This is a genomic window from Actinocorallia longicatena (assembly GCF_039534125.1).
Classification (GTDB): Bacteria; Actinomycetota; Actinomycetes; order Streptosporangiales; family Streptosporangiaceae; genus Actinocorallia; species Actinocorallia longicatena.
This window is the reverse complement of record NZ_BAAAUV010000047.1, coordinates 1-25,094: the sequence shown is the minus strand read 5'-3', so window position 1 is coordinate 25,094 and position 25,094 is coordinate 1. Positions and strand designations below refer to the sequence as shown.

The 25,094-nt window shown below is 72.1% G+C and carries 24 protein-coding genes; 16 read left to right on the top strand and 8 right to left on the bottom strand.

Going from position 1 to position 25,094, the window contains the following annotated elements; all coding sequences use genetic code 11:
* Positions 1–36: 36 nt before the first annotated feature.
* Genes ABD785_RS39545 through ABD785_RS39530 form a run of 4 tightly spaced genes read left to right on the top strand, consistent with a single transcriptional unit; the run spans position 37 to position 3,312 of the window.
* On the top strand, positions 37–789 hold the full coding sequence (locus ABD785_RS39545) for an SAM hydrolase/SAM-dependent halogenase family protein (protein WP_344839529.1): 753 nt from the start codon (positions 37–39) through the stop codon (positions 787–789).
* A gap of 26 nt (positions 790–815) precedes the next feature.
* Positions 816–1,709 carry an ABC transporter substrate-binding protein gene (locus ABD785_RS39540; RefSeq protein WP_344839526.1) on the top strand — a complete coding sequence of 298 codons (894 nt, stop codon included), beginning with the start codon at positions 816–818 and terminating at the stop codon, positions 1,707–1,709.
* The gene (locus ABD785_RS39535) at positions 1,706–2,569 is read left to right on the top strand and encodes an amino acid ABC transporter permease (protein WP_344839523.1); all 864 of its coding nucleotides are present in this window, start codon (positions 1,706–1,708) and stop codon (positions 2,567–2,569) included. The genes ABD785_RS39540 and ABD785_RS39535 overlap by 4 nt, the downstream gene beginning before the upstream one ends.
* Positions 2,569–3,312 (top strand): amino acid ABC transporter ATP-binding protein, encoded by a 744-nt coding sequence (locus ABD785_RS39530; protein WP_344839520.1) that lies wholly within the window; start codon positions 2,569–2,571, stop codon positions 3,310–3,312. The genes ABD785_RS39535 and ABD785_RS39530 overlap by 1 nt, the downstream gene beginning before the upstream one ends.
* Positions 3,313–3,316: 4 nt before the next feature.
* Here the strand turns inward: ABD785_RS39530 and ABD785_RS39525 are convergent, their stop codons facing one another.
* The 4 genes from ABD785_RS39525 to ABD785_RS39510 all read right to left on the bottom strand — a co-directional run bounded on the left by ABD785_RS39525 (position 3,317) and on the right by ABD785_RS39510 (position 8,869).
* The gene (locus ABD785_RS39525) at positions 3,317–4,684 is read right to left on the bottom strand and encodes a WS/DGAT/MGAT family O-acyltransferase (RefSeq protein WP_344839552.1); all 1,368 of its coding nucleotides are present in this window, start codon (positions 4,682–4,684) and stop codon (positions 3,317–3,319) included.
* Between the two features lie 173 nt (positions 4,685–4,857).
* Positions 4,858–6,408, bottom strand: coding sequence for an MFS transporter (locus tag ABD785_RS39520; protein ID WP_344839517.1), 1,551 nt, complete (start codon positions 6,406–6,408; stop codon positions 4,858–4,860).
* Positions 6,405–7,082 carry an LppX_LprAFG lipoprotein gene (locus tag ABD785_RS39515; RefSeq protein ID WP_344839516.1) on the bottom strand — a complete coding sequence of 226 codons (678 nt, stop codon included), beginning with the start codon at positions 7,080–7,082 and terminating at the stop codon, positions 6,405–6,407. The genes ABD785_RS39520 and ABD785_RS39515 overlap by 4 nt, the downstream gene beginning before the upstream one ends.
* 44 nt (positions 7,083–7,126) lie before the next feature.
* Complete coding sequence (locus ABD785_RS39510; RefSeq protein ID WP_344839513.1) at positions 7,127–8,869, bottom strand: glycoside hydrolase family 35 protein; 1,743 nt, start codon at positions 8,867–8,869, stop codon at positions 7,127–7,129.
* A gap of 64 nt (positions 8,870–8,933) precedes the next feature.
* Between ABD785_RS39510 and ABD785_RS39505 the strand changes: the two genes are divergently transcribed.
* The 3 genes from ABD785_RS39505 to ABD785_RS39495 are packed head-to-tail and all read left to right on the top strand — an operon-like array spanning position 8,934 to position 11,490.
* Positions 8,934–9,920: a LacI family DNA-binding transcriptional regulator gene (locus ABD785_RS39505; protein WP_344839510.1), complete on the top strand. Its 987-nt coding sequence runs from the start codon at positions 8,934–8,936 to the stop codon at positions 9,918–9,920.
* An 8-nt stretch (positions 9,921–9,928) separates the two neighbouring features.
* Entirely contained in the window at positions 9,929–10,654 is a 726-nt protein-coding gene (locus ABD785_RS39500; protein WP_344839507.1) for a sugar phosphate isomerase/epimerase family protein, read from the top strand.
* The gene (locus ABD785_RS39495) at positions 10,651–11,490 is read left to right on the top strand and encodes an alkaline phosphatase family protein (protein WP_344839504.1); all 840 of its coding nucleotides are present in this window, start codon (positions 10,651–10,653) and stop codon (positions 11,488–11,490) included. Before ABD785_RS39500 ends, ABD785_RS39495 begins: the two co-directional genes overlap by 4 nt.
* Here ABD785_RS39495 and ABD785_RS39490 read toward each other — a convergent pair.
* The gene (locus tag ABD785_RS39490) at positions 11,474–12,028 is read right to left on the bottom strand and encodes a DUF6968 family protein (protein ID WP_344839500.1); all 555 of its coding nucleotides are present in this window, start codon (positions 12,026–12,028) and stop codon (positions 11,474–11,476) included. The two genes, ABD785_RS39495 and ABD785_RS39490, sit on opposite strands and share 17 nt — an antisense overlap.
* A 75-nt stretch (positions 12,029–12,103) precedes the next feature.
* On the opposite strand from ABD785_RS39490, the gene ABD785_RS39485 reads away from it, so the two are divergent.
* Complete coding sequence (locus ABD785_RS39485) at positions 12,104–12,934, top strand: GNAT family N-acetyltransferase (protein ID WP_344839496.1); 831 nt, start codon at positions 12,104–12,106, stop codon at positions 12,932–12,934.
* Between the two features lie 54 nt (positions 12,935–12,988).
* Here the strand turns inward: ABD785_RS39485 and ABD785_RS39480 are convergent, their stop codons facing one another.
* The 3 genes from ABD785_RS39480 to ABD785_RS39470 are packed head-to-tail and all read right to left on the bottom strand — an operon-like array spanning position 12,989 to position 16,097.
* A complete protein-coding gene (locus tag ABD785_RS39480; RefSeq protein WP_344839493.1) occupies positions 12,989–13,813 on the bottom strand; it encodes a sugar phosphate isomerase/epimerase family protein in 825 nt (274 codons plus the stop codon).
* On the bottom strand, positions 13,810–14,952 hold the full coding sequence (locus ABD785_RS39475; protein ID WP_344839490.1) for a dihydrodipicolinate synthase family protein: 1,143 nt from the start codon (positions 14,950–14,952) through the stop codon (positions 13,810–13,812). Before ABD785_RS39475 ends, ABD785_RS39480 begins: the two co-directional genes overlap by 4 nt.
* Positions 14,953–14,978: 26 nt before the next feature.
* Complete coding sequence (locus ABD785_RS39470) at positions 14,979–16,097, bottom strand: Gfo/Idh/MocA family protein (protein ID WP_344839549.1); 1,119 nt, start codon at positions 16,095–16,097, stop codon at positions 14,979–14,981.
* Between the two features lie 183 nt (positions 16,098–16,280).
* Here ABD785_RS39470 and ABD785_RS39465 point away from each other — a divergent pair, with 183 nt between their 5' ends.
* From ABD785_RS39465 to ABD785_RS39430, 8 genes are all read left to right on the top strand, one after another.
* A complete protein-coding gene (locus ABD785_RS39465) occupies positions 16,281–17,300 on the top strand; it encodes a substrate-binding domain-containing protein (protein ID WP_344839485.1) in 1,020 nt (339 codons plus the stop codon).
* 275 nt (positions 17,301–17,575) lie between these two features.
* Positions 17,576–18,859 (top strand): ABC transporter substrate-binding protein, encoded by a 1,284-nt coding sequence (locus tag ABD785_RS39460; protein ID WP_344839482.1) that lies wholly within the window; start codon positions 17,576–17,578, stop codon positions 18,857–18,859.
* Between the two features lie 109 nt (positions 18,860–18,968).
* Positions 18,969–19,859: a carbohydrate ABC transporter permease gene (locus ABD785_RS39455; protein WP_344839480.1), complete on the top strand. Its 891-nt coding sequence runs from the start codon at positions 18,969–18,971 to the stop codon at positions 19,857–19,859.
* On the top strand, positions 19,856–20,749 hold the full coding sequence (locus ABD785_RS39450; RefSeq protein WP_344839478.1) for a carbohydrate ABC transporter permease: 894 nt from the start codon (positions 19,856–19,858) through the stop codon (positions 20,747–20,749). The genes ABD785_RS39455 and ABD785_RS39450 overlap by 4 nt, the downstream gene beginning before the upstream one ends.
* Before the next feature lie 21 nt (positions 20,750–20,770).
* Positions 20,771–21,760 (top strand): hydroxyacid dehydrogenase, encoded by a 990-nt coding sequence (locus ABD785_RS39445; RefSeq protein WP_344839474.1) that lies wholly within the window; start codon positions 20,771–20,773, stop codon positions 21,758–21,760.
* Between the two features lie 17 nt (positions 21,761–21,777).
* A complete protein-coding gene (locus ABD785_RS39440; RefSeq protein ID WP_344839471.1) occupies positions 21,778–23,454 on the top strand; it encodes a DUF2264 domain-containing protein in 1,677 nt (558 codons plus the stop codon).
* A 41-nt stretch (positions 23,455–23,495) separates the two neighbouring features.
* The gene (locus tag ABD785_RS39435; RefSeq protein ID WP_344839468.1) at positions 23,496–23,981 is read left to right on the top strand and encodes a PASTA domain-containing protein; all 486 of its coding nucleotides are present in this window, start codon (positions 23,496–23,498) and stop codon (positions 23,979–23,981) included.
* Between the two features lie 49 nt (positions 23,982–24,030).
* The gene (locus ABD785_RS39430) at positions 24,031–25,071 is read left to right on the top strand and encodes an ROK family transcriptional regulator (protein WP_344839464.1); all 1,041 of its coding nucleotides are present in this window, start codon (positions 24,031–24,033) and stop codon (positions 25,069–25,071) included.
* The last annotated feature ends 23 nt before the right edge of the window (positions 25,072–25,094 follow it).

The window sequence follows — 25,094 nt, the reverse complement described above, 5'->3', positions numbered from 1 at the left end:
TCCGAAGGCTGGGCCGTGCGCGAGAACCGTCCTTATGTGAGCATCACCACTGATTTCGGGGCCGCCTACACCGGCATCTGCGCCGGGGTCGTGGCCCGGATCGCTCCGCACGCGCAGGTGCAGGTGCTGAGCGACGAGGTGAGCAAGTACGCGATCGTCGAGGGGGCGGCGCTGCTGGTGCAGGCGCTGCCGTACCTGCCGGTCGGGGTGCACGTCGCGATCGTCGATCCCGGGGTGGGCACCCCGCGGCATCCGATCGTGATCAGGACCGGCCGCGGCGACCTGCTCGTCGGCCCGGACAACGGGCTGCTCGTCCCGGCCGCCGAGGTCCTCGGCGGGATCGCGGAGGCGCGCGTGCTGTCCGATCCCGGTTTGCGCCTGCCCGCGACGTCGAGCACCTTCCACGGCCGCGACATCTTCTCCCCGGCGGCCGGGCACCTGGCCAACGGGGTCGCGCCGCGTGCGTTCGGCGAAGAGGTCGTCCCGCTCCCGCTCGACCTCCCCGAGCCGGTCGCGGGGGACGGCGAGGTCACCGCGACCGTCCTGTACGCCGACGACTTCGGCAGCCTCATCCTCGGTGCCCACCCCGCCGACCTCGGCGACGGGACCCGGTTCGAGGTCCTGGGCGTGCCGCTGCCGCTCGCGCCCACCTTCGGCGCCGTGCCGGTCGGAGATCCCCTCCTGTTCACCGACTCGTCGGGCCGCCTCGCCCTGGGTATCAACCAGGGGAACGCCTCGGACCGCTTCGGGTTGCGCGCGGGCCAGACGGTCACCGTGCGGATCGTCTAATCTTCGATAATTCCTATCAAACTTCCATGAAATTTGCTCCGGAGGCCACCTTGCTGCGCCGTCTCACCGTCCTGCCCGCCCTCGCGGCCGCCGTCCTCGCCGCGGCGGCCTGCGCTCCGGCCGAGGACAAGACCACGACCACCCCGGCCACCGCCACCGGAGCGCCTGCCTGCACGAAGGACAGCCTGCCGCTGAAGAACGCCGGCAAGCTCGTCATCGGCACGGACAAGCCGGCCTTCGAGCCGTGGTTCGTCGACGACGACCCGTCCAACGGCAAGGGCTTCGAGTCCGCGGTGGCCTACGCCGTCGCCGGGCAGCTCGGCTTCACCAAGGACGAGGTCAGCTGGGAGAAGGTCGGCTTCGACTCCTCCTTCGCCCCCGGCAAGAAGAAGTTCGACTTCGACATCAACCAGGTCTCCATCAGCGCGGCCCGGGCCAAGGCCGTCACCTTCAGCACCGGCTACTACGACGTCGCCCAGGGCGTCGTGGCGCTCAAGGGCACCAAGTTCGCGGACGTCACCGACCTCGCGGGCCTCAAGGACGCGAAGATCGCCGTCCAGGTCGGCACCACCTCGCTGAAGGCCGTCCAGGACCAGATCCAGCCGACGACCCAGCCGAAGGTCTACAACAACCAGATCGACGCGGTGACCGCGCTGAAGAACAAGCAGGCCGACGTGCTCGTCGTCGACCTGCCCACCGCCTTCTACGTCACCGCCGCCCAGGTCGAGAACTCCAAGATCGCGGGTCAGCTCCCGCAGGCCGGGGCGACCCCCGAGCAGTTCGGCCTCGTGCTGGAGAAGGACAGCGCCCTGGTCACCTGCCTCGACCAGGCGATCGGCAAGCTGAAGTCGTCCGGCGAGCTCGCCAAGATCCAGGAGCGGTGGCTGACCTCGTCGGCCGGTGCTCCCGTCCTGAAGTGACGACGCCCGTCACCAAGGCGTGGGAGAAGAGCCCGCGCCAGCTCGAACGCGAACGGCTGAGGCGCAGGGGAGCGGTCCGCTCGGGCACGACCGCGGCCGTCTCGACGGTCGTCGTGTTCGGGCTGGCCGGCTGGCTGATCCTCTCCTCGCCGGGCTGGCCGAACGTCAAGGCGACGTTCTTCTCCTGGTCGGAGTTCACCGGCGCCTTCCCCGACGTGCTCAGCGGCTTCTGGCTGAACGTCCGGATGTTCCTCATCGCCGAGCCGATCATCCTGGTGGTCGGCCTGGCGGTGGCGCTGGCCAGGGGGGTCAAGTCGCCCGCGTTCTTCCCGGTCAGGGCCCTCGCGGTCGCCTACACCGACGTCTTCCGCGGCATCCCGACCATCCTGCTGGTCTACCTGGTCGGCTTCGGCGTCCCGGCGCTCGAGCTCAGCGGGACGCCCAGCAGCCCGATGGCGCTGGGCGTCATCGCGCTGGTGCTGTCGTACGGCTCGTACGTGGCCGAGGTGTTCCGGGCCGGAATCGAGTCGATCCACCCGAGCCAGCGGGCCGCCGCCCGCTCGCTCGGGCTGAGCCAGGCGCAGTCGCTGCGGCACGTCGTGCTCCCGCAGGCCGTGCGCCGGGTGGTCCCGCCGCTGCTCAACGACTTCGCCTCGCTGCAGAAGGACACCGCCCTGGTGTCGGTGCTCGGCGTGATCGAGGCGCTGCGCCAGGCGCAGATCCACCAGGCCGAGACCTTCAACTACACGCCGTACCTCGCGGCGGCCCTGCTGTTCGTCCTGCTGACCGTGCCGATGGCCCGGTTCACCGACTGGCTGGCGGCCCGCGCCGAGGGCCGCCGCGCTTCCGGAGGCCGCTGATGCCGCTCCTGCACATCGAAGGGCTCTGGAAGAGCTACGGCGACCGGGCCGTGCTGCGCGGCGTCGACCTCGACGTCGATCCGCACGAGGTCGTCTGCCTGATCGGCGCGTCCGGGTCGGGAAAGTCGACCCTGCTGCGCTGCGTCAACCTCCTCGAGACGGTCGACGACGGGGCGATCCTCCTGGACGGCGAGGAGATCACGGCCGTCGGCGCGAAGGAGGACGCCGTCCGCCGCAAGATCGGCATGGTGTTCCAGAGCTTCAACCTCTTCCCGCACATGACCGTCCGGGAGAACATCACCCTCGCGCCCGTCAGGGTGCACGGGATCCCGAAGCAGGAGGCCGCCGCGCAGGCCGCCGATCTGCTCGCCCGGTTCGGCCTCGCCGACAAGGCGGGCGATTACCCCGACAGCCTCTCGGGCGGCCAGCAGCAGCGGGTGGCGATCATCAGGGCGCTGGCCTGCCGCCCCGAGGTGATGCTCCTGGACGAGGTGACCTCGGCGCTCGACCCCGAGCTGGTCACCGAGGTCCTCGGGATCGTCCGCGAGCTCAAGACCGAGGGGATGACGATGATCCTCGCGACCCACGAGATGGGGTTCGCCCGCGACATCGCCGACACCGTCTGCTTCCTGCACGACGGCGCCCTGCTGGAGCGCGGCTCCCCGGACCAGATCTTCACCGATCCCCAGGAGCCGCGCACCCGCGAGTTCCTCCGGCGCGTCATCGCCAGCGGCAGGCTTTAGCGCCTCAGCGCTTCGCGGAGAGGAGTTCGTCGAAGCCGGCGCGGACGCCCTTGCCCATGAGCTCGACGTCCGGCTGGCCGTCGAAGTCGGCGTTCACGCCGAAGCTGAGGCGGCCCATGTAGGAGAAGATCGCGGTCGCGATCTGGATCCCGCCGGTCAGCGGCACGTAGGGGTACATCGCCTGGATCCGGCGGCCGAGGATGTACAGGGGGAACTGCGGGCCGGGGATGTTGGTCGTCACGGTCTGGACGATGGGGTTGAACAGGCGGACCGGGGTCCGGGCGCCGAGCGCGAGGAGCGCGGGCGCGACCGCGGCGTCGGTCAGCCGGGTGATCTGGACGCCCGCGGCCTCCTGGCCGGTGGCCTTCAGGTCGTCCATCTGCTCGCGGATCAGGTCGTAGCGGCGGACCGGGTCGTCCTCGCCGACGGGCAGGTTCACGAAGACCGCCGACACCCGGTTGCTGAGCACGCCCCGCTCCTCGGGGACCCGCACCGACACCGGGACACCGGACCGGACGACCGTCCCGGCCTCCAGCCTGCCCCGCCCGGCGAGCTGGTCGCGGAAGCCCCGGGTGACGGCCGCGAGCACGACGTCGTTGACGGTGCCGCCCAGCTCCTTGCGGATCTCGCGGGTCTCGTCGAGGGTCGCTTCGACCCACAGCCAGCGGCGGTGCGGCCCGATCGGCCCGTTCAGCACGGAGGCGGAGTCGGCGCCGAACCGCGCGAGCTGCCGGACGAGGCCGCCCGCGTAGTCGAGCATCTGAGGGGCCCGGCGCAGCCCTGCGACGAGCCCCGGCAGGTTCGCGGCGGCCCGGACGGGCTGGAGCACGTTGTCGCGGACCGCATCGGCCAGCAGGGCCAGCTCGGACGGTTCCGGGTGCGCGGTCCACGGCGCGGGCTCGGGATGCGCGGCGTCGGGGGTGAGGTCGAACAGCGCGGTCATCAGGTCCATGCCGGCCACCCCGTCGACCATGCAGTGGTGGACCTTGGCGATCATCGCCCACTTGCCGTCCTCGAGCCCCTCGACCAGCCACATCTCCCAGAGCGGTTTCTTGGGGTCGAGGCGCTGGGCGAGGATCCGGCCCGCGAGGTTGCGGAGCTGCTCGTCGCCGCCGGGAGCCGGGACGGCCGTGTGCCGGACGTGGTACAGGATCTGGAAGTGCGGATCGTCCACCCAGACGGGCCGCCCCACATGGAAGGGGACCGACCGGACCCGCTGCCGGTACCGCTCCACCTCCGGCAGTTTCGCGGCGACGAGGCGGACCACGTCGCCGTAGGCGGGCGGCGGCCCCTCCAGGACGATCACGGCCGCCACGTGCATCGGCGTGTTCTCGTCTTCGATCAGGTAGAAGCTGGCGTCCAGTCCGTTCATCCGCTGCACGACGGCACATCCCTCCGCGGCCGCGGAGATCGGGGGGAGACCGCGGCCGTCTCACAACCCAACCAGCTGCCGATCCTTTCTGACAACGCGTGACCGGAGCGCAACGCGATCTTCATGTCCAGATCCGGAAGGCTCCTGGGGTCGTGACCGGGGTGTCATAACCGCTACGAACGGTGGCTAACCTCGGCGGCCCCATGGGTGCTTTCGTCAGAAATTTCCGGTTTCACTGTTTCGTTCAAGGTAGCTGCGAGAACGGCTCCCAGAAGGCACAGCGCGGCCGTGATGAGAAAAATCTCACGGTACTCGGTGTGCAGGACCCGGTTGATCTCCAGCTGGTAGGCGTCGAGGGCCCGCTTGAACTCGGCCGCCTTCATCCCCAGCGGGAAGGGCGGCTCCAGCTTCCGCTCGATGATCAGGCTCTGGAACCGGTGGAAGCCGAAGCCGCCGATCGCGGCGATGCCCAGCAGCATCCCCATCATCCGGCTGACGACCACGGCGGCCGAGGCGACACCGTGCTGCCCGCTCGGGACCAGGCGCAGGACGGCCGAGGAGACCGGCGCGATCACCAGGCCGAGCCCGAACCCGGCGAGTGCCAGGTCGACGTCCATCCGGGGGAGCGGTCCGTAGGCGGCGGCCGCCGCGTCGAACGGCCAGCGGGAGATCATCAGATATCCGGCCGCGGCCAGCGCCATTCCGGCCGTGAGCGGCCAGCGGTCGCCGTAACGGTGGGCGAGCACGCCGCCGATCACGGCGGCGACCGCCAGCGCGGCCAGGAACCGGGCGAGGACCAGCGCGGACTCGGTGGAGTCGTTGCCGAGGGTCTGGTTGACCAGCTCGACGTCGACGAGCGTGACCATGAGCGCCGCGCCCGACAGCAGGCTGACGGCCAGGACCGTGAAGACCGGCCGCTTGCGGACCCCGGTCAGGTCGAGGAGCTTCGCCCGCGAGCGCTTCTCCCAGATCCCGAAGGCGACGAGCACGACCGCCCCCGCCACCAGGCACGGCACGCCCCAGGACGGCAGCGCGCTCTCCTCGGGGGCCGGGTTGTAGGAGCCGTAGACCAGCAGGCCGAGACCCAGCGCGAGCAGGACCCCGCCGACGCCGTCGATCCGGCCGGGCCGCCCGGGCCTGGCCGACGGGACGGAGAAGTGGACGGCGACCATCGCGACGACCGCGAGCGGCACGTTGATCCAGAAGATGCCGCGCCAGCCGACCAGCCCCGCGAGCGCCGCTCCGTACAGGGGCCCGAGGACGCTGCCCATCTCCTGGGCGGCGCCGACCGCGCCGAGCACCAGCGGCCGCCTGCGCTCCGACCACAGGTCGCCGGCCAGCGCCATGGTGATGGGCAGCAGCGCACCGCCCGCGATGCCCTGGACGACCCGGCCCGCGACCAGCAGGTCGAGGCTGTCGGCCCAGGCGGTGAGGGCGGAGCCGAGGGCGAAGGCGGCGAGGCAGGCGTGCAGGACCGTGCGGCGGCCCAGCCGGTCCGAGAGCTGGCCGAGCAGCGGCATCGCCGCCACGTAGCCGAGCAGGAACCCGGTGACGACCGGAGTGATCCGCTCGGGCCGGTTGATCGGCACGTGGACGTCCTGCACCATCGTGGTGAGGAGCGTGACGATCACGTACGCGTCGAGGGAGGCCAGCAGGACGACCGTCCCGCCGACCCAGATCGCGGCCCTGCGGTTCACGGCCGGCACCGGGTTCGCCGAGGTCACTGCGAGGGGGCCTTGATGGAGGGGTCGGCGTTGTAGTTGGACAGGGCGAGGATCACCGCTCCGCCCGGCATCTCCATGCGGACCTTGGTGAGGCGGCTGTCCTTCTCCGAGACCCACACCGAGCCCTTGACGTCCGCGGTGGACTTCACGCCCAGGCTGGAGACCGAGGCGGCGGGCAGGGTGGCGTCGATCTTGACCGAGTCGCCCTCACGGCCGGTCGTCTGGGCGCCCTGGGCCTGGGTGAGCAGGAGCGGGACGCCCTTGGCGGGGTCGAGGATCGCCGACGGGTCGACCAGGCTGGTGATGTCGCTGCGGGAGCGCTTGGTGTACGGGCCGGCCACCTGGTAGTAGAAGTCGGGGCCGACCAGGACGAACTTCGCCTCGAGCTCGCTGCCCAGCAGGCTGACCGTCGCGGTGCCCTGGGCGTCGCCCGACTTCAGCAGGTCGCCCTGCATCTTCTTGACGGGCAGGTCCGGCGAGCCCTCGGTGGTGAGCGCGAAGGTGACCGAGGTGACGTCCTTCATGGCCGCCGCGGACCTGCTCAGCACGTCCTGGGCGGCGGGCAGGTCGGAGGCGGACGACGAGGGCTTCTTGTCGTCACCGCTGGAGGAGCAGCCCGTCAGGAGAACGGCGGCTGAGACGGAGATCGCGAGGAGGGCGCGGAATCGGGACATGCCGGTGAGCCTAGCCACTCGGCGAGGTGCTCCGACAGCCGCTGTCAGCCGAGCCGCGGCTCGGACCTGAGGGTGAGTCCGGTGCCGGGGGCATCCATCTCCAGAATGACGACCTCGTTGGAGCCGCTGGTCAGCAGCGGGTAGGGGACGTACAGGGCGGTCTGCGGGCCGCGGTCCCAGTACCGGCCGAGCAGGAATCCGTTCACCCAGGCGTACCCCTTGGTCCAGCCCTCCAGGGACAGGAAGGCGTCCAGGGGGGTGTCCACCTCGAAGGAGCCGCGGTGGAAGGAGGGGCCGGCCGAGGAGGTCGGACGGCCCCAGGGCAGACCGGAGAGATCGTCGAGGGGGACGGGATCGGTCTCCCAGCCGAAGACCTGCTGGCGTTCGTGCAGGACGCCGCCGGTCAGGCCCTTGTCCTCGCCCTGGACGGGGCCGTAGTTGACCCGTCCCATGGCCTCGACGATCAGGGTGAGGGCGGCTCCGCCGGGGCCGGTCGCGACGGGCGTGCTCGTGTTCTCGTCGCGGTGCAGGACGTCCCTGACCTCGCCGTCGATGATCACGTGGGCCCGGTCGTGGAGGCCGGGAAGGCGCAGCGGGAGCTCCTCTGCGCGGGGGCCCGGCAGGCGGGAGCGGTGGACGGCGAGGCCGTAGGCCTGGCCCATGTCCTCGAAGGACGGCGGCCGGGCGGAGGTGATCGTCCCGCTGGACAGGGTGTCGAGGCAGTCGAGCAGGGCGAGGCTCCCGCCGAGGGCGACCGGGGTCGGCGGCAGGGTGCGGACCGTGCCGGCGGGGGCGGGCGGCAGGTCGGTGTACCGGCCGAGGACCTCCCGGTAGGCCCAGTACTTGGGGGTCAGCGCGCCGTGCTCGGAGATCGGGGCGTCGTAGTCGTAGGAGGTGACGGTCGGCTGGTAGGCGCCGTCGGCGTGCGGGCCGCCCGCGTTCGCGCCCGCGAAGAAGCCGAAGCTGGTGCCGCCGTGCGCCATGTAGAGGTTGACGTGCGCGCCGGTGGCGAGCAGGGCCTCCAGGGTGGCGGCGGCCTCCCCCGCGTCCCTGACGGTGTGCTCCTCGCCCCAGTGGTCGAACCAGCCGTTCCAGAACTCCATGCAGAAGGCGGGATCGGCGGGACGGTGCCGGGCGAAGGCGGCGAACTCCGCGGCCGGGTCCGAGCCGAAGTTGGCGGTGGCGTAGACGCCGGGGAGGGTGCCGCCGGTGACCATCAGGTCCCAGGAACCGTCCGAGGTGAACAGGGGCACCTCGATGTCACGCGCCCGCAGGCCGTCCGCGAGGTGGCGGAGGTAGGCCCGGTCGTCGCCGTAGGAGCCGTACTCGTTCTCGACCTGGACCATGATCACGTTGCCGCCGCGGGTGATCTGGCGTCCGGCGATCCGGGGGATCAGCTCGTCGAAGAAGGCGTCGACGGGCTCCAGCCAGCGCGGGTCGTGGCAACGGTGCCGGTAGCGGACCCAGGAGGGGACGCCCCCGTTCTCCCACTCGGCGCAGATGTAGGGCCCCGGCCGCACGATCGCGTGCAGCCCCTGGCGGCCCGCCTCGTCGAGGAAGGACTCGAGGTCGGCCATGCCCGTGAAGTCGAACTCGCCGCGCCGGGGTTCGTGCAGGTTCCAGGCCACATAGGTCTCGACGGTGTTGAGGCCCATCGCGCGCAGCTTGCCGAGCCGGTCGGCCCACTGCTCGGGGAGGGTGCGGAAGTAGTGCATCGCGCCGGACAGCACCCGGAACGGCTTCCCGTCGAGGAGAAGGCCGTCCCGTGTCACCTGGAATTCGGACATGCGGGGAGGTTAACCGCTGATCAGCGGTTTGGAAAGCGCTTTCCGTCCTGTGTAAGGTGCTCGCATGGTCACGCTCGCCGATGTCGCACGGCACGCCGGGGTCTCGCTCGCCACGGCCTCCCGCACCCTGCACGGCACCCGCAAGGTCAACGAGGAGCTGCGCCGGAAGGTGCGCCTGGCCGCCGAGGAGCTCGGCTACGAGGCCAACCCGACGGCGCAGAGCCTGGCCAGCGGCGAGAGCAACATCATCGGGCTGGTCGTCCACGATCTCGTGGACCCCTACTTCGCCGCGGTCGCCGACGGCGCGATGGCCGCGGCCGACCGGCACGGGCTGATCGTCACGGTCGGGACGACCCGGCGCGACCCCGCCCGCGAGGTCGCCCTCGTCGCGGCGCTGCGCGCCCAGCGGGCCCGCGCGATCATCCTGGCGGGCTCCCGCTCGCTGGACGATCCGCCGCAGCTCGCCGCCGAACTCGACCGCTACCGGAAGGCGGGCGGCCGGGTCGCGCTGGTCGGGCAGGAGCTGCCGGGACTGCCGGCCGTCGCCCCCGCCAACCGCGCGGGGGCGGCCGCGCTCGCCGGTGCGCTCGCCGAGCTGGGCGAACCCAGGTTCGCGATCCTCGCGGGGCCGCCCGGCCTGCTGACCGCCCGGGACCGGACCGGGGGATTCGCCGGAGAGCTGGCCGCCCGCGGGCTGCCCGCGCCGCTGGTCGTCCACGGCGGCTTCGACCGGGACGGCGGCCACGAGGCGATCGCCTCGGTGGCCGCGGCGGGCGAGGCCACCTGCGTGTTCGCGGTCAACGACGTGATGGCCGTGGGGGCGGTCGCCGGGCTGCGCGAGCGCGGGATCCGGGTACCGGAGGACCTGTCGGTCGCGGGCTTCGACGACATCTCCACGCTGCGGGACCTGGTCCCGGCGCTGACGACCGTCCGGCTGCCGCTGGCCGAGCTGGGGGAGCGGGCCCTGGAGCTCGCCCTCGGCGACGGGCCGCGGGTGGAGGAGGTCGCCGGCGCGGTGGTGCTGCGCGCCAGCACGGGGCCGGTGCGATGAGGCTGGCGGTGAGCACCCTCGGGATGCCGGGGGAGGGCGTGGCGGGGGCCGCCGCGCTGGCCCGCCGGTTCGGCCTCGACGGCCTCGAGCTGCGCCTGCACCCCGGCACCGGGGTCCACGCCGGGCTGGACGGCGACGGCAGGAGGAGGGTGCTCGACCTCCTCGGCGGGATCGTCCCGGTCTGCCTCGCCGGCTACGTGCGGATCAGCGCCCCGGGCGACGACGAAGCGGTGATCGCCGGGCTGCGGGCCGACCTGGAGCTGGCCCGTGACCTCGGGGCGTCCTACGTGCGGGTCTTCCCGGGCGGGACCGATCTCGCGGCGGCGGCCCGGCGGCTCGCGGCCGTCGCGGACGAGGGGCCGGTCGTGCTGGTCGAGACGCACGACGCGCTGCCGACCGGGGCGGCCGTCGCGGAGCTGCTTGCCGGGGCGCCCTCGGCGGCGGCGATCTGGGATCTGCTCCATCCGTGGCGGCACGGTGAGGCGCCCGCCGCGACCCTGGCCGCGCTGGGCGGCCGGACGGCCTACGTGCAGATCAAGGACGCCGTCTCGGCGGACGACCCGGCGCCCGTGCCGCTCGGAACCGGAAGCGTGCCCCTGGCCGAGGCGCGGGAACTGCTCGACGGGTTCGGCGGCTGGGTGTCCCTGGAGTGGGAGCGGACCTGGTATCCGGACGCGGCGCCCGTGGAAGAGATCGTCCCGGGCGCGCTGGCCTGGGTGGAGGGAACGCTGTGAACGACGTCGCGAAGGACAAGGTGCTGGTGCTGGGCCTCGACGGGCTGCGCCACGACCGGATCGACCAGGTCGAGATGCCCAACCTCAGGCGGCTGATCGCGGAGGGCGCGTACGGGACGTCGCTGCTGCCCTACGCGCCGCCCCTCGCCCGGACGGACTCAGGCCCCGGCTGGTCGTCGATCGCGACCGGTGTGTGGCCGGGCCGGCACGGGGTGGTCGACAACGCCTTCACCGCACCGGACTACGCCGCCTGGCCCGACTTCCTCACCCGGGCCGCACGGGCCGGGCTGGCGACCTACGCGAACATCGCCTGGGGCGACCTGGTCGTCCACGGGACGTTCGGCCCGGAGATCGGCACCCTGATCTCCCACGACGGCGACGCGCTCGGGTTCGCCGAGGCCGACGTCCTCGTCGCCGACCATGCCGCGGAGTTCCTCGCGACGGCCGCCGTGGACGCGGCGTTCGTGCAGTTCGGCGGCATCGACGAGGCGGGCCACCGGCACGGCCCGTTCTCGGCGCCCTATGTCCGGCAGATGGAGATCGTCGACACCTACGTCGGGCGGATCCTGTTCGCGCTCACCCGCCGCCCCGCCGGGGAGTCCTGGACGGTCGTCGTCGTCCCCGACCACGGTCACCGCGACGAGGGGAACCACGGCGAGGACAGCCCGCAGGAACGCGGCGTCTTCGTGGCCCTGCACGGGCCGCGGGTCCCGGCGGGCACGGTGCTGGAGGCCCCCGCGCTGGCCGACGTCGCGCCGACCGTGTTGAACAGGCTCGGCGTGCGCCACACGGGACTGGAGGGAAGGGACCTGCTGCCGGTCAGGGTTCCTGGCTGACAGCGGGCCTGCGCAGCCCCTCGGGCAGCCGGGTGCCGGCGTTGAAGAGCTCCAGGCCGACCAGCTCACCGGAGTGGGCGAAGTCGAGGATGACGGCCAGCTCTCCGTCGCGGTCGTCGACCTCGAGCTGGTCGACGGCCTCGCCGTCCTGGTCGAAGACCCCGCCGAGGCCGATGTAGGCGCTGTCGGAGGCGGGCTCGTGCCGCACCCTGACCCGCTTGAACGGGGAGGGGAAACCGAGGTCGGGCTCGCCCCACAGCCTGAGCGACGACGCCTGCTCCGACCCCTCGAGAACGCCCCAGATCACTCCGTGGACGAGCTGGAGCGCCTGGACGGCGTCCTCGCCGACGATGCGGTAGTCGCCGTCCCAGTCGCCCAGGCCCTCGATCCGGTACGGGCACGCCCACGGAGCGTCGGACTCGAGGGGGTTGAGGCCCTCGGTGTCGAGGTACGGCTGGCCGATGGAGATCACGACATCGCGGACGAACCGTCCGGCGTCGTCATGGAGCTGCAGCACCCGGCGGGCGATCACGTTCACAAAGTTGATCTACCCCTCCGGAGCGGCCGGAAATCCCCATGACGGCACTCACCCGGCGTCACCTAGGGTGTCGAGATGCGCTTTGAGATCTCCGTGCTGGACGAATCGGAAATATCGCTCTGCCAGGACCTGGCCGAAGACCGGAACTGGACGCGCGAGGAGGAGAAGTGGCGGCTGCTGTTCCGGGCGGGCACCGTCTTCGGCGTCCGGGCCCCCGACGGGGACGGTCTGGCGGCGATGGCCGTCGCGACCCGTTACGGGGACACCGCGACCGCGATCAGCATGGTCGTCACCGCCGCGCGGTACGAGCGCAGGGGCCTCGGCGCCCTGCTGATGCGGCACATCCTCGCCACCTGCGGGACGCCCACGAGCGTCCTGACGGCCACCGCCTACGGCCGTCCGCTGTACGAGCGGCTCGGCTTCGCGGCCCGGGGCGCCGTCACCGTGTTCTTCGGCGAGCCGGTGGCCGGGGAGACGGGGCTGACCAGGGCGGCGACCCCGGACGATCTCGACACGATCGCCGCGCTCGACCTCGAGGCGTTCGGGGCGTCCCGGCGGGAGATCCTGGGGGAGCTGCTGACCCGGCACGGGCTCGGCTTCCGGATCGCCGAGGGGCCAACGGGCGCGCTCGGCTTCGCCGGGGCCTGGCGCTACGACGGGATCACCCTGCTGGGGCCCGCGGTCGCCGACGGGCCGGAGACCGCGATAGCCCTGATCACCGATCTGATCGCCACGACGCCCGGTCCCTACCGGCTGGAGCTCGGCGACCACCAGACGGAGGTCGTCGCCTGGGCGGAGAAGCTCGGCTTCGCCGCCCGCTTCGGCGTCCCGGTGATGGAGCACGGCCCGGCGCTCCGGGACCGCCGCGAGCGCCAGTTCGGCACGATCGCGCTGGCCTTCGGCTGAACGGCGGGGAACGGGTGCGGTGGAACGGCCCCCGATGACCGCTCCACCACGGGTTCACGGGGCGACGTGCGCGGCGAACCTGGCCTTGGTGAGGGCGAGGACGTCGTCGGGATCGGCCGCCCAGAGGTCGGCGTTGAAGATCTCGACCTCGGCGTCGCCGGTGTAGCCCGCGGCCAGGACGGCCTCGGTGAAGGGGGCGAAGTCGATCACTCCGTCGCCCATCATGCCGCGGGCCAGCAGGACGTCCTGCGGGATCGGGTGCAGGAAGTCGCACACCTGGTAGGAGGCGATCCGGCCGGCCGCCGCGGCGATCTGGTCGAAGACCTCCGGGTCCCACCAGAGATGGAAGGTGTCGACGACCACGCCGACCTCGGCCGGATCGTGCGGTTCGGCCAGGGCGAGGGCCTGCTTGAGGGTCGAGAGGACGGCCCGGTCGGCGCAGTACATCGGGTGCAGCGGCTCCAGGGCGAGCCGGACCCCCTTGTCCCGCGCGTAGGGGACGAGCGTCCGCAGGGCCCCGGCGACCCTCGCGCGGGCGGCGGGCAGATCGCGGGAGAACCCCGCGAGGGGCTCTCCCGGCGCTACGCCCGGCAGGCCGCCGACGACCAGGACCAGGCAGGCGGCGTCCAGGGCCGCCGCCTCGTCGACGGCCGCGCGGTTGTCGGCCTCCTGGTCGGGCGCGGTGAAGAAGCCGCCGCGGCACAGGGAGGAGACGGTCAGGCCGGCCTCCCCGATGAGCGCGGCGGTCGCCGCGAGGCCCTGCGCGGCGACGTCCTGGCGCCACAGCCCGATCGACTCCACCCCGTGCCGGACGCACCCGGCGACGGCCTGCTCGACCGTCCAGGCCCTGGTCGTCCACTGGTTGAGCGAGAGCCTCACGCGCCGTGCACCTTCAGCAGAGCGCGCATCCGCGCGACGGCCAGATCGGGATCGGGCAGCAGCCCGGCCTCGCCGGCCAGCCGGAACACCTTCGACAGGTGGACGATCGAGCGGTTCGCCTGGGCGCCGCCGACCATCGTGAAGTGGTCCTGGTGGCCGGCGAGCCAGGCGAGGAAGACGATGCCGGTCTTGTAGTGGTAGGTCGGCGTCTCGAAGATCGTCCGGGAGAGCGCGACGGTCGGCCCGAGGATCTCGTGGTAGCGGTCGGTGTCGCCCTTGTCGAGGGCGGCGAGCGCGGCGGCGGCGGCCGGGGCGATCGCGTCGAAGATCCCGAGAAGGGCGTCCGAGCCGGACGCGATGAGCTCGGGATAGTTGAAGTCGTCGCCGGTGTAGAGCCTGACGCCCGCGGGCAGCGACGCCCGGAGCCCGATCTCGTGGTCCGCGTCGAGGAGGGAGACCTTGACGCCGTCGATCCTGTCCGCGTGCGCCTCGATCAGGCCGCGGAAGGTCTCGGTGGCCGTCGCGACGTCGGCCGAGCCCCAGTAGCCCTCCAGGTTCGGGTCGAACACGCCGCCGAGCCAGTGCAGGATCACCGGGCGGTCGGCCTGGACGAGGATCCTGTCGTAGACCGTCAGGTAGTCGTCGGCGCCGCGGGCGGCGGCGGCGAGCTGGCGGCTGGCCATGACGATCACTCCGGCGCCCGCGTCCCTGACGGCCGCGATCTGCTCGAGGTAGGCCTCGGCGATCGCGTCCAGGGTGGCGGCCTCCGGCCGGTGGTCGGTGCCCGCGCCGCAGGAGACCAGGTGGACGGGGTCGCCGAAGGCACGGGCCTCGGCGGCGCTGCGCCGGATCAGCTCCCGGCAGGCGGCCCAGTCCAGGCCCATGTTGCGCTGGGCGGTGTCCATCGCGTCCGCGACCCGCAGGCCGAGGCCCCACAGATGACGGCGGAAGCGCAGCGTGGCCTCCCAGTCGACGGCCGCGGGACGTCCCGGGCCGTTGTCGGCGAGGGGGGCGGCGACGACGTGCGCGGCGGCGTAGGCGATCCGGCTGACCGGGGTTCCGGCGGCGTCCCAGGCGGGGGCGTCGCCGACGGTGTGCTCGCCGAAGCCGGGGAGGGTCAGCGTGCGGGCGGCGTTCACGGGGGTCCTCCGGTGGTCTCGGGCGGTCACAGTGCGCCGACCGTCAGGCGGCGGCCCTCGGCGGCCGAGCGCAGGCCCAGCTCGGCGAGCTGGACGCCGCGGGCTCCCGCCGCGAAGTCGTGGGGGAAGGGCGCGTCCTCCAGGACGTGCCGGACGAACATCTCCCACTGGATCTTGAAGCCGTTGTCGAACTCGGCGTTGTCGGGGACCTCCTGCCAGCCGTCGCGGAAGGAGACCGTGACGGGCAGGTCGGGGTTCCACACCGGCTTGGGGGTGGTCGAGCGGTGCTGGATCCTGCAGCCGCGCAGGCCCGCGACCGCGGAGCCCTCGGTGCCGTCGACCTGGAACTCGACGAGCTCGTCGCGGTTCACCCGGACCGACCAGGAGGAGTTGATCTGGGCGATGATCCCGCCCTCCAGCTCGAAGATCCCATAGGCGGCGTCGTCGGCGGTGGCGTCGTAGGCGCGGCCGTTCTCGTCGACGCGGGCCGGGATGTGGGTCGTGGTCTGGGCGTAGACCGAGCGGATCGGGCCGAACAGGTTCTCCATGACGTACTGCCAGTGCGGGAACATGTCGAGGGTCATGCCGCCGCCGTCCTCGGCGCGGTAGTTCCACGACGGGCGCTGGGCGGCCTGCCAGTCTCCCTCGAACACCCAGTAGCCGAACTCGCCGCGCACCGACAGGATCCGGCCGAAGAAGCCGCCGTCGACGAGCCGCTTGAGCTTGAGCAGGCCCGGCAGGAACAGCTTGTCCTGGACGACGCCGTTCTTCACTCCCGCGGCGGTGGCGGCCTCCGCGAGGGCGACGGCCTCGGCGACCGACTCGGCGGTCGGCTTCTCGGTGTAGACGTGCTTGCCCGCCTCGATCGCCCTGAGGATCGCCTTCACGCGCGCCCGGGTGACCTGGGCGTCGAAGTAGACGAGGTTCTCCGGGTCGGCCAGGGCGGCGTCGAGGTCGGTGGTGTGGTCCTCGATGCCGTGCTCGGCGGCGATCTCGGCGAGCTTCGCCGCGTTCCGGCCGACGAGGACGGGACGCAGCAGGACCTTCTCTCCATCGGAGAGGGCCACACCGCCCTGGGCGTTGATCGCGAGCACCGAGCGGAGCAGATGCTGCCGGTGGCCCATGCGTCCGGTGACGCCGTTCATGATGACGCCGAGGGTGGTGGTCACGGTCGCTCCAAGAAGAGGGTGGGAAAGCGCTTTCCGCCACGGTAGGCCGCCCTTCGCGGCCCGTCAAGCGCGGTCATTGTTCATTCGATCCATATGAACAGAAACGCTCAGGTGCGGTAGTGTTCTGTCGTCCGGACCCCCGCCGAGGAGAGAACGCCTATGCATGCCGAGGAGCGCCACGAGGCGATCCTGCGCGAGCTGCGAGCCCAGGGCTCGATCCGCGTCAGCGATCTGGCGGACAGGCTGGGAGTCTCCGCGATCACGGTCCGCCGCGACGTCGAGGCGCTGGCGGAGCGGGGACGGCTGGTCCGCACGCATGGCGGGGCCAGGCTTCCGGCCGCCGAGGGGGCGCCGCGGCCCGTCCCGGAGGGGCGGCTGTCGTTCGGGATGGTCGTGCCGTCGGCCGGCTACTACTTCCCCGAGGTGATCCGCGGGGCGCGCGAGGAGGCCGCCCGGCACGGGATCCGGCTCGTCCTGGGGATCTCCCGCTACGACCCCGCCGAGGACGCCGCCCAGGTCGGGCAGCTCCTCGACGCCGGGGTCGACGGGCTCCTGATCACTCCCAGCGGGGCCGGGAACGCCCGGCTGCTGGAGGAGCTGCCGGTTCCGGTCGTCCTGGTGGAGCGGCGCGGGTTCGGGCGGCTCGAGCACGTCGTGTCCGACCACGGGTACGGCGGGGAACTGGCGGTGCGCCATCTGGCCGGTCTCGGGCACGCGAACATCGCCCTGGTCGCCAGGGGGGACAGCCCGCACACCCCGTGGATCAGGGCCGGGTTCGACCGGGCGCTGGCCGAGGCCGGGCTGGTCCCCGGGCCCTTCTTCGCCACCGAGGCTCCCGACACGGTGGCCCCGGCCGACCACGTCGACCTGTTCGTGAAGGCCGTCAGGGACGGGACGGTCGACGCCGCCCTGATCCACAACGACCATGACGCGATCGTGCTGGCCCAGCAGCTCCGGGCCCGGGGGACGGCCATCCCCGATGACGTGGCGATCGTCGCCTACGACGACGAGGTGGCGGCGCTCGCCGACACCCCCATGACGGCCGTGGCACCGCCCAAGGCGGCGGTCGGGGCGGCGGCGGTGGAGCTGCTGACCCGTCGCCTGTCCGAGCCCGCCGGGCCCCGGCGCCGGATCGCCCTGCTCCCCGAACTGCTCGTTCGAGCATCCTGCGGCGCCTGACGATCACCGCTCCCGGAACCCCTCCGCGAACCCCTCCGCGCCCGTGGCCGGAGGGGTTCGCGCTGTTCAGGGCGGTCGGTACGGGACGAATCCGTCGAAAACCCATGGCATGCTGCTCGGTGACCGGCGTCTCACCTGATCGCTTGCTGTTCGTGATCTGATCGAAATCGGCAACGTTTGATTGATTGTTCATTCGCTCTTGACTTCCGATCGGTCCTGAGCGAATGATGGGCCCCACCTCGCCTCACCCCCAGCTTGCAGCAGGAGCGGAAACGATGAAGTTCACCAAGATCTCCGCGGTCGCCAGCGCCGCCGTCCTCGCCCTCGGCGCCGCCGCCTGCGGTGGCGGCTCGGACGACACGAAGGCCGACGGCCCCGAGACGATCACCTACTGGTCCTGGCTCGGCGGAGCGGACACCCTCGTCGACGCCTTCAACAAGTCGCAGACCCGGTACAAGGTCGTCTACGAGAAGATCCCGGCGGGCGGCGCGGGCGGCTACGACAAGATGAACGCGGCCATCAAGGCCGGCCAGGTGCCCGACGTGGTCAACATCGAGTACAACGCGCTCCCCGAGTTCGCCTCCCAGGGCAACGTGGCCGAGGCGAGCGCCGACCTCACCTCCTACGTCGGCACCCTGCCCGAGGGCGTCAAGGGCCTGGCCACCCTCGGCGGCAAGGTCTGGGGCGTGCCGCGCGACGCCGCTCCGCAGGTCCTCTACTACCGCAAGGACCTGTTCACGAAGTACGGCATCGAGGTGCCGAAGACCTGGGCGGAGTTCACGGAGGCCGCGGGGAAGGTGAAGAAGGCCGACAAGAGCGTCCGCCTGTCCTCCTTCTGGAAGGACGACGCGACCGTCCTGGCCGGATTCGTCTGGCAGGCCGGCGGCAGGTGGTACACCACCCAGGGCGACGGCTGGAAGGTCTCCTACGACGACCCGAACTCGAAGAAGGTCGGCGACTACTGGACCGGCCTCATCAAGGACGACCTCGTGCGCGGCGAGGTCTCCTACAGCCCCGAGTGGACCAAGAACCTGGTCGACGGGAAGACCCTGACCGTCCTCGGCGCGTCCTGGAACGCCGGCAGCCTGCGCGACCTCGTCAAGGACCAGGCCGGCAAGTGGGCGCTCGCCCCGATGCCGAGCTGGGACGGCAAGCCCGCCTCGGGCATGGTCGGCGGCACCGTCTACGCCGAGCTGAAGGGCGTCAAGCACCGCGCCGCCGCCGACGCGTTCATCGAGTTCGCCGCCTCCACCCCCGAGAGCCTCAAGGCCCAGCTCGGCTCGGGCACCAGCTCAGCGCTCCCGGCCGACCCCGCCCTCGTGGACGCGGCCAAGGCCGGCTTCGACTCCTCCTTCTACGGAGGCCAGGACGTCTACGCCCTCACCTCCGCCCAGGTCGCCTCGATCGTCCCCGGCTGGACCTGGGGCCCGGTGCAGGTGTTCGCCAACGCCAAGATGAAGGACGCCGCGGCGTCCGGCGACATCACCGCCTCCCTCACCGCCGGGCAGGACGCCGCCACCGGTGAGATCAAGTCCCGCGGCCTGACCCTCGCCCCGTAGAACCCCCCGGCCGGCGCGGACCCCCTCCCCGCCGGTTCCTCCCGCCGCCCGGACCCGTGCCCGCGGGCCCGGGCGGCCCCCGAACCCCGAACCCCGAAGGGAGCGCGACGTGAGCACGATCCGCAGGCAGCGGACGGCGGCAGCGGTCTTCATCGTCCCGTTCTTCGTGTTGTTCCTCGCCCTCATGGTGGCGCCGATCCTCTACGCGGCCTGGACCAGCCTGTTCCGTGAGCAGAGCGGCGGGCTCGGCTTCGGCGGCACCGAGCGGCGCTTCGTCGGGCTCGGGAACTACACCAGGGCCCTCACCGACCAGGCCTTCCAGGGCGGGTTCGGCCATCTCGCCCTGTACTGCGCGCTCTACATCCCGGTGATGATCGGCGGCGCGATGGTCCTCGCCCTGCTCCTCGACGGGACGCTGGTGCGCGCCAAGCGCTTCTTCCAGCTCGCGTTCTTCCTGCCGCACGCCGTGCCGAGCGTGATCGCCGCGATCGTCTGGGTGTACCTCTACACCCCGGGGCTCAGCCCGGTCCTCCAGGTCCTCAACGCCGGCGGCGCCGATGTCGACCTGTTCGGGAAGAGCCTGACGATCCCCGCGCTCGTCAACGTCACCGCGTGGCAGTGGATCGGCTACAACATGATCATCTTCTATGCGGCGCTGCTGGCGATCCCGCGCGAGCTCCTCGAGGCCGCGACCGTCGACGGCGCGGGGGAGGTGCGGACCGCGCTCCGCGTCAAGATCCCGATGATCAGGTCGGCCATCGTCATGACGATGCTCTTCACGATCATCGGCTCGATCCAGCTGTTCACCGAGCCCACGGTCATGCTGGGCCGCTCGGACGGCGTCAACGCCGAATGGTCGCCGACCATGTTCATCTACTCGGCCGCCTCGCAGCGCCACGACGACGGTCTCGCCTCCGCGGCGTCGCTGCTCGTCGGGCTCCTGGCCGGCGGCCTCAGCTTCGCCGTCACCCGCCTCGGCAACCGCAGGAGGAGCGCATGAGCCTCGCCCTCGGCCGCCGCGCCCCCGCGCACGCGGCTTCCGCCCGCCGCACCCGCCGCCCGCTCATGGCCAGGGGCGTGCTCAACGGCCTGCTCGCCGTCTTCACCGTCTACACGGTGATGCCGCTGGCCTGGCTGGTCATCGCCGCGACCAAGGACGCCGGAGACCTGTTCGCCCACCCCGGTTTCGCGCTGGGCGACCTCAACCTCGTCACCAACCTGCGCCTGCTGTTCACCTACGACAACGGCATCTACCTGCGCTGGTTCGGCAACTCCTTCATCTACTCCGTGCTCGGCTCGCTCGCCGGGACGATGCTGTCGGTGATGGTCGGCTACGCCTTCGACAAGTACGACTTCAGGTTCAAGGAGAAGCTGTTCGGCTTCATCCTGCTGGGCGTCCTGGTCCCGGCGGCCGCGACCCAGCTCCCGCTCTACCTCATGTTCTCCCAGGCCGGCCTGCTCAACACCTACTGGTGCGTCCTGCTGCCCGCCCTGGTCAACCCGTTCGGCGTCTACCTGTCGCGGGTGTTCTCCGAGGGGTACGTGCCGGACGAGGTGCTGGAGGCGTCCCGGATGGACGGCGCCGGCGAGTTCACGATCTTCCGCCGGGTCTCCCTGCCCATGCTCGGACCGGGCTTCATCACGATCTTCCTGTTCTCGTTCACCGGGAGCTGGAACAACTTCTTCACACCGCTGGTCATGCTCTCCCGGGACGACCTCTACCCGGTCAACCTGGGCCTGTACGCCTGGAACAGCACGACCTCGCAGACGCCTCTGTACTACCAGCTCTCGATCACCGGTTCGCTCGTCGCGGTGATCCCGCTGATCGTCGCCTTCATCATGCTGCAGCGCTTCTGGAAGGCCGGCCTCACCGCCGGCGCCGTGAAGTAGCGGACCGGCCGGGGGAACCTCATGATCAAGACAGTTCTCGCGATGGACCCGTCGGTCCGCGCGACGCTCAGCCTCGACCGGCTCGCCGAGATCGCGGACGTCGACCTCGGGCTGGTCGTCACCGACTTCGCCGATCCCGCGGCGGCGGCCGTCCTGGCCTCGGCCGAGGTGCTCTTCACCTGCTGGGGCTGCCCGCCGCTCACCGCCGGGGCGCTCGATCGGATGCCGCGGCTGCGCGCCGTCGTGCACGCCGCCGGCTCGGTGAAACACCATGTGACCGATGCCTGCTGGGACCGGGGCGTCCTCGTGACCTCGGCGGCCGTGGCCAACGCCGTCCCGGTCGCCGAGTACACCCTCGCCTCGATCCTGTTCGCGGGCAAGCGCGTCACCCAGATCGCCGCGATGTACCGCAGCGAGCGGGCCAGGGCCGACTGGTCCGCGCCGTTCCCCGGCCTCGGCAACCACCGGATGACGGTCGGCGTCGTCGGGGCGTCGCTGGTCGGGCGGCGGGTGCTGGACCTGCTGCGCCCCTTCGACCTGGACGTCCTGCTCTACGACCCCTACGTCGACCGGCACGAGGCCATCGAGCTCGGCGCCCGCCCCGCCGACCTGGACGATCTCGCCGAGCTCGCGGACGTCGTCACCATCCACGCCCCCGAGGTCCCCGAGACCCGCCACATGTTCGACCGGCGGCGCCTGGCCCTGATGAAGGACGGCGCGACGCTCGTCAACACCGCGCGAGGCTCGCTCGTCGACACCGCGGCCCTCACCGACGAGCTGGTGTCGGGGAGGCTGCACGCCGTCATCGACGTCACCGATCCGGAGTTCCTGCCGCCGGCGTCGCCGCTCTACGACCTGCCGAACGTCCTGCTGACCCCGCACATCGCCGGTTCGATGGGCAACGAGCTGGCCAGGATGGTCGACCTCGCGGTCGAGGAGGTGTCGCGGCTGTCGCTCGGCGTCCCCGCGGCGCACCCGGTCAGGCCCGAGGCGCTCGCCCACTCGGCGTGACACCGCCGGAGGACCGCGTGCTGAGCCCGTACACGGGGTGGACGCGGGAACACTGGGAACACGCCGCCGACGACCTGCTGCGGGCGGTCCGCCCCCGGTTCTCGGCGGACGGCGCGTCGGTCGTCCTGCCGGGGCCGCCGAGCGCGTCCGGCTGCGACGGCCTGGAGGGGTTCGCACGCACCTTTCTTCTGGCCGCGTTCCGGGTCGCGGGCGGCGGGCCCGTCGCGGCGATCGGACCCTACCTGTCCGGGCTGCGCTCCGGCCCGCGGACGTGGCCGGCGGTCCGCGACCGTTTCCAGCCCATGGTCGAGGCCGCGTCCCTCGCGCTGGGCCTGTGGATGACCAGGGAGCACACGTGGGACGCGCTGTCCGCCGCGGAACGCTCCCGGCTGCGCGGATATCTGGCCGGTGCGCTCGTCCACGAGCCCAACGACAACAACTGGAGGCTGTTCCCGGCCGCGGTCGGCGGGCTGCTCGGCGACGGGGAGGCGGTCCGGCGCGGGCTGGCGGCGATCGACCCCTGGTACCTCGGGGAGGGCTGGTACGCCGACGGCGACGGGCGCGCGCTCGACCACTACAACGCCTGGGCGCTCCATCTGTATCCCGCGCTGGTCGGCCTGCTGTCGGGGGAGCGGAGCGCGGTCCACGAGGAGCGGCTGCGCGCGTTCCTGGCCGGGTACGCGCTGCTGTTCGGCGCCGACGGGGCGCCCGTGTACTGGGGCCGGTCCCTGATCTACCGCTTCGCCGCCGTGGCGCCGCTGTTCCTCGGCGCGCTGCTGGAGGCCACTCCGCTGAGCCCCGGGCAGACCCGGCGGCTGGCGAGCGGGGCGCTCCGTCACTTCCTCGAACGGGGGGCGCTCGACGCGGACGGAGTGCTGACCCCGGGGTGGCACGGGCCGTATCCGCCGGCCGTCCAGGAGTATTCGGGGCCCGCCTCGCCCTACTGGGCGGCGAAGGCCTTCGCCGGGCTGCTGCTGCCGTCCGGGCATCCGGTCTGGACGGCCGAGGAGGAGCCGCTCGCCGACGGTGCGCTCGCGCTGCCCGGCGCGGGGTTCGTCGCGCATCGCAGCGGGGGAGTGGCCCGGCTGGTGAACCACGGGTCGCACGCCGCCGGGTACGGGGAGCTGTACTCGCGGTTCGCCTACTCCTCCGCGACCTCGCCGACGACGGGGGACGACCCGGCCGACAACCACTTCGGCCTGCTCCTGCCGGACGGGCGGATGACGTCCAGGGGACCGTTCGAGCCGCTCGGCGCGGGCTCGGCGGGGGCCCTGAGCTGGGCCCGGTCGGCGCACCGGCCACCGGAACTGCCGGACGCGCTGATCGAGAGCGCGACGGTGGTCCACGACGGCTGGGAACTGCGCCTCCACCGCGTCACGGGGAGCCGGGTCACGGGGAGCCGGTTCGCGCGGAGGCAGACCGGGTGGGCCACCGATCTGCCGTCGTCGCTGATCCCCGTCGCCGGATGCGCGGCCGCCGGATCGCTCGTCGCGGAGGCGGGGACGGCGCACGTCCGGGGGCCGGTGCAGGTCGAGGCCGTCGAGGGCGCTCCGGAGGACGGGCTGAGCGCGGCCCTCTGCTCGCTGGGCTTCCGGGGCCCGCCGCCGACGGTGGTCCTGGAGCACGAGGGAAGCGTGACGACGGCCGTCATCGCCGGGAATCGCCTCAGGCTGGAGTGGGGCCGGTCGGCGTAGGCTGGAGCGAACCGCGGTCTCCGCCCACCCGAGGAGCGCAGGTGAACCCTCTCCGCCCCGAGCCGCCCCCGCCGGGCCCGCCGCAGGAGGAACGCCACTACGGCTTCCACCAGCAGGTGCCGCCGCAGAAGACCTTCCCGACCGTGCTGTTCCTGATCTGCGCGTCGGTCTTCGCGCTGACGCTCCTGGTCGGGGTACGGATCAGCACGGCCTTCTCCGGCTCGTCCTCCTCGCCCGAGCCCGCGGTGGCCGCGGCGCCGCCCCCGTCGGCCCGCGCCGAGAAGCCGTCGCCGAAGCCCGTCCTGGTGAAGATGCCGAACCTGGTCGGCAGGAACCACCAGGAGGCGCAGGACCTCCTGCAGTCCAAGGGCTTCGTCAAGCTGCGCGAGCACGACGCGACCGGCCAGGGCCGCCTGCTGATCTGGGACCGCAACTGGGTGGTCGTCTCCCAGACCCCGGCCCCCGGCACCCGCGTGGACCCCGAGCACACGAAGGTCACCCTGAACAGCAGGAAGAAGACCGAATGACGCCCTAAGATGAGTAGGTAGCCTACCTACTCATCAAAGGAACGGCCTGTTGCCCGCCGACTCCCGCACGGCCCGCCGCATCAACGACCGCGCCGCCCTCGACGTCATCGCCTCCGCGGGCCGTCTGAGCCGCACCGACCTGCGCGAACGCACCGGCCTCACCCAGCCCACCGTCATCGACCTGGTGAACCGCCTCCTCGCGGCCGGCCTCATCGAACCGGCGGGCCCCTCCGACGAGATCCGCCCCGGCCGCCGCCCCGAGCAGTACGCCATCGCCACCACCACCGGCCGCGTGGCCGCCCTCCACCTCACCCCCGACTCCCTGACCGCCGCGCTGGGCGACGTCTCGGGCCGCACCTTCCCCCCGGTCACGGTCCCCCACACCGAGGCCCCCCTGACCTCCCAGCTCGACGCCCTGATCGACCTGGCCTTCACCACCGCGGCCCTCTCCCGAACCCCCCTGACCTCAGCGGTCCTCGCGGTCCACGACCCCACCGCCGACGACCGCGACACCCGCCTCACCTCGACCACGGCGGCCGCCCGAACCGCCCTCTCCTGCCCCGTCACCCTGGAACACGAGACCACCCTCACCGCCATCGCCGAACACCACTTCGGCTCCGCCCGCGACCAGGCCGACTTCACCCTCCTCTGGCTGGGCGACGACCTCTCCCTGGCCCACCTCACCCACGGCACCCCCCTCCCCGGCACCCCCGGCGACATAGGCACCCTCCCCCTCCCTCGGCCCACCCGCGAGGAGCCCGCCCCGCTCAGATCCGGCTTCCGTGAGACGAGCTTCCAGGACCTGGCGAGCACGACCGCCCTCCAGTCCCTGGCCCGCACTCACTCCCTCACCCACCCCACCCTCGAAGCCAACCTCAAGGCAGCCGTCTCAGCCTCCTTCGCCGCCCCCATCCACCCCTTCCTCCAGGAAACGGCCACCCGCATCTCCCTGGCCCTCCACACCATCACCACCCTCCTCACCCCCACCACGATCGTCCTGGCAGGCCCCACCACCACAGCCGCGACCCCCCTCCTCCCCGCCCTGGCAGAACACGCCCTCTCCACCAGAACCACTTTCCGCATGCTCTAGCTATAGCGGATCGACGACCTGCG

Coding starts and splice junctions, on each gene's coding strand:
- ABD785_RS39445 (WP_344839474.1), top strand. CDS start 20,771: ATGATCAAGACAGTTCTCGCGATGGACCCGTCGGTCCGCGCGACGCTC.
- ABD785_RS39515 (WP_344839516.1), bottom strand. CDS start 7,082: ATGTCCCGATTCCGCGCCCTCCTCGCGATCTCCGTCTCAGCCGCCGTT.
- ABD785_RS39460 (WP_344839482.1), top strand. CDS start 17,576: ATGAAGTTCACCAAGATCTCCGCGGTCGCCAGCGCCGCCGTCCTCGCC.
- ABD785_RS39525 (WP_344839552.1), bottom strand. CDS start 4,684: ATGAACGGACTGGACGCCAGCTTCTACCTGATCGAAGACGAGAACACG.
- ABD785_RS39470 (WP_344839549.1), bottom strand. CDS start 16,097: ATGAACGGCGTCACCGGACGCATGGGCCACCGGCAGCATCTGCTCCGC.
- ABD785_RS39510 (WP_344839513.1), bottom strand. CDS start 8,869: ATGTCCGAATTCCAGGTGACACGGGACGGCCTTCTCCTCGACGGGAAG.
- ABD785_RS39485 (WP_344839496.1), top strand. CDS start 12,104: ATGCGCTTTGAGATCTCCGTGCTGGACGAATCGGAAATATCGCTCTGC.
- ABD785_RS39530 (WP_344839520.1), top strand. CDS start 2,569: ATGCCGCTCCTGCACATCGAAGGGCTCTGGAAGAGCTACGGCGACCGG.
- ABD785_RS39465 (WP_344839485.1), top strand. CDS start 16,281: ATGCATGCCGAGGAGCGCCACGAGGCGATCCTGCGCGAGCTGCGAGCC.
- ABD785_RS39540 (WP_344839526.1), top strand. CDS start 816: ATGAAATTTGCTCCGGAGGCCACCTTGCTGCGCCGTCTCACCGTCCTG.
- ABD785_RS39450 (WP_344839478.1), top strand. CDS start 19,856: ATGAGCCTCGCCCTCGGCCGCCGCGCCCCCGCGCACGCGGCTTCCGCC.
- ABD785_RS39505 (WP_344839510.1), top strand. CDS start 8,934: ATGGTCACGCTCGCCGATGTCGCACGGCACGCCGGGGTCTCGCTCGCC.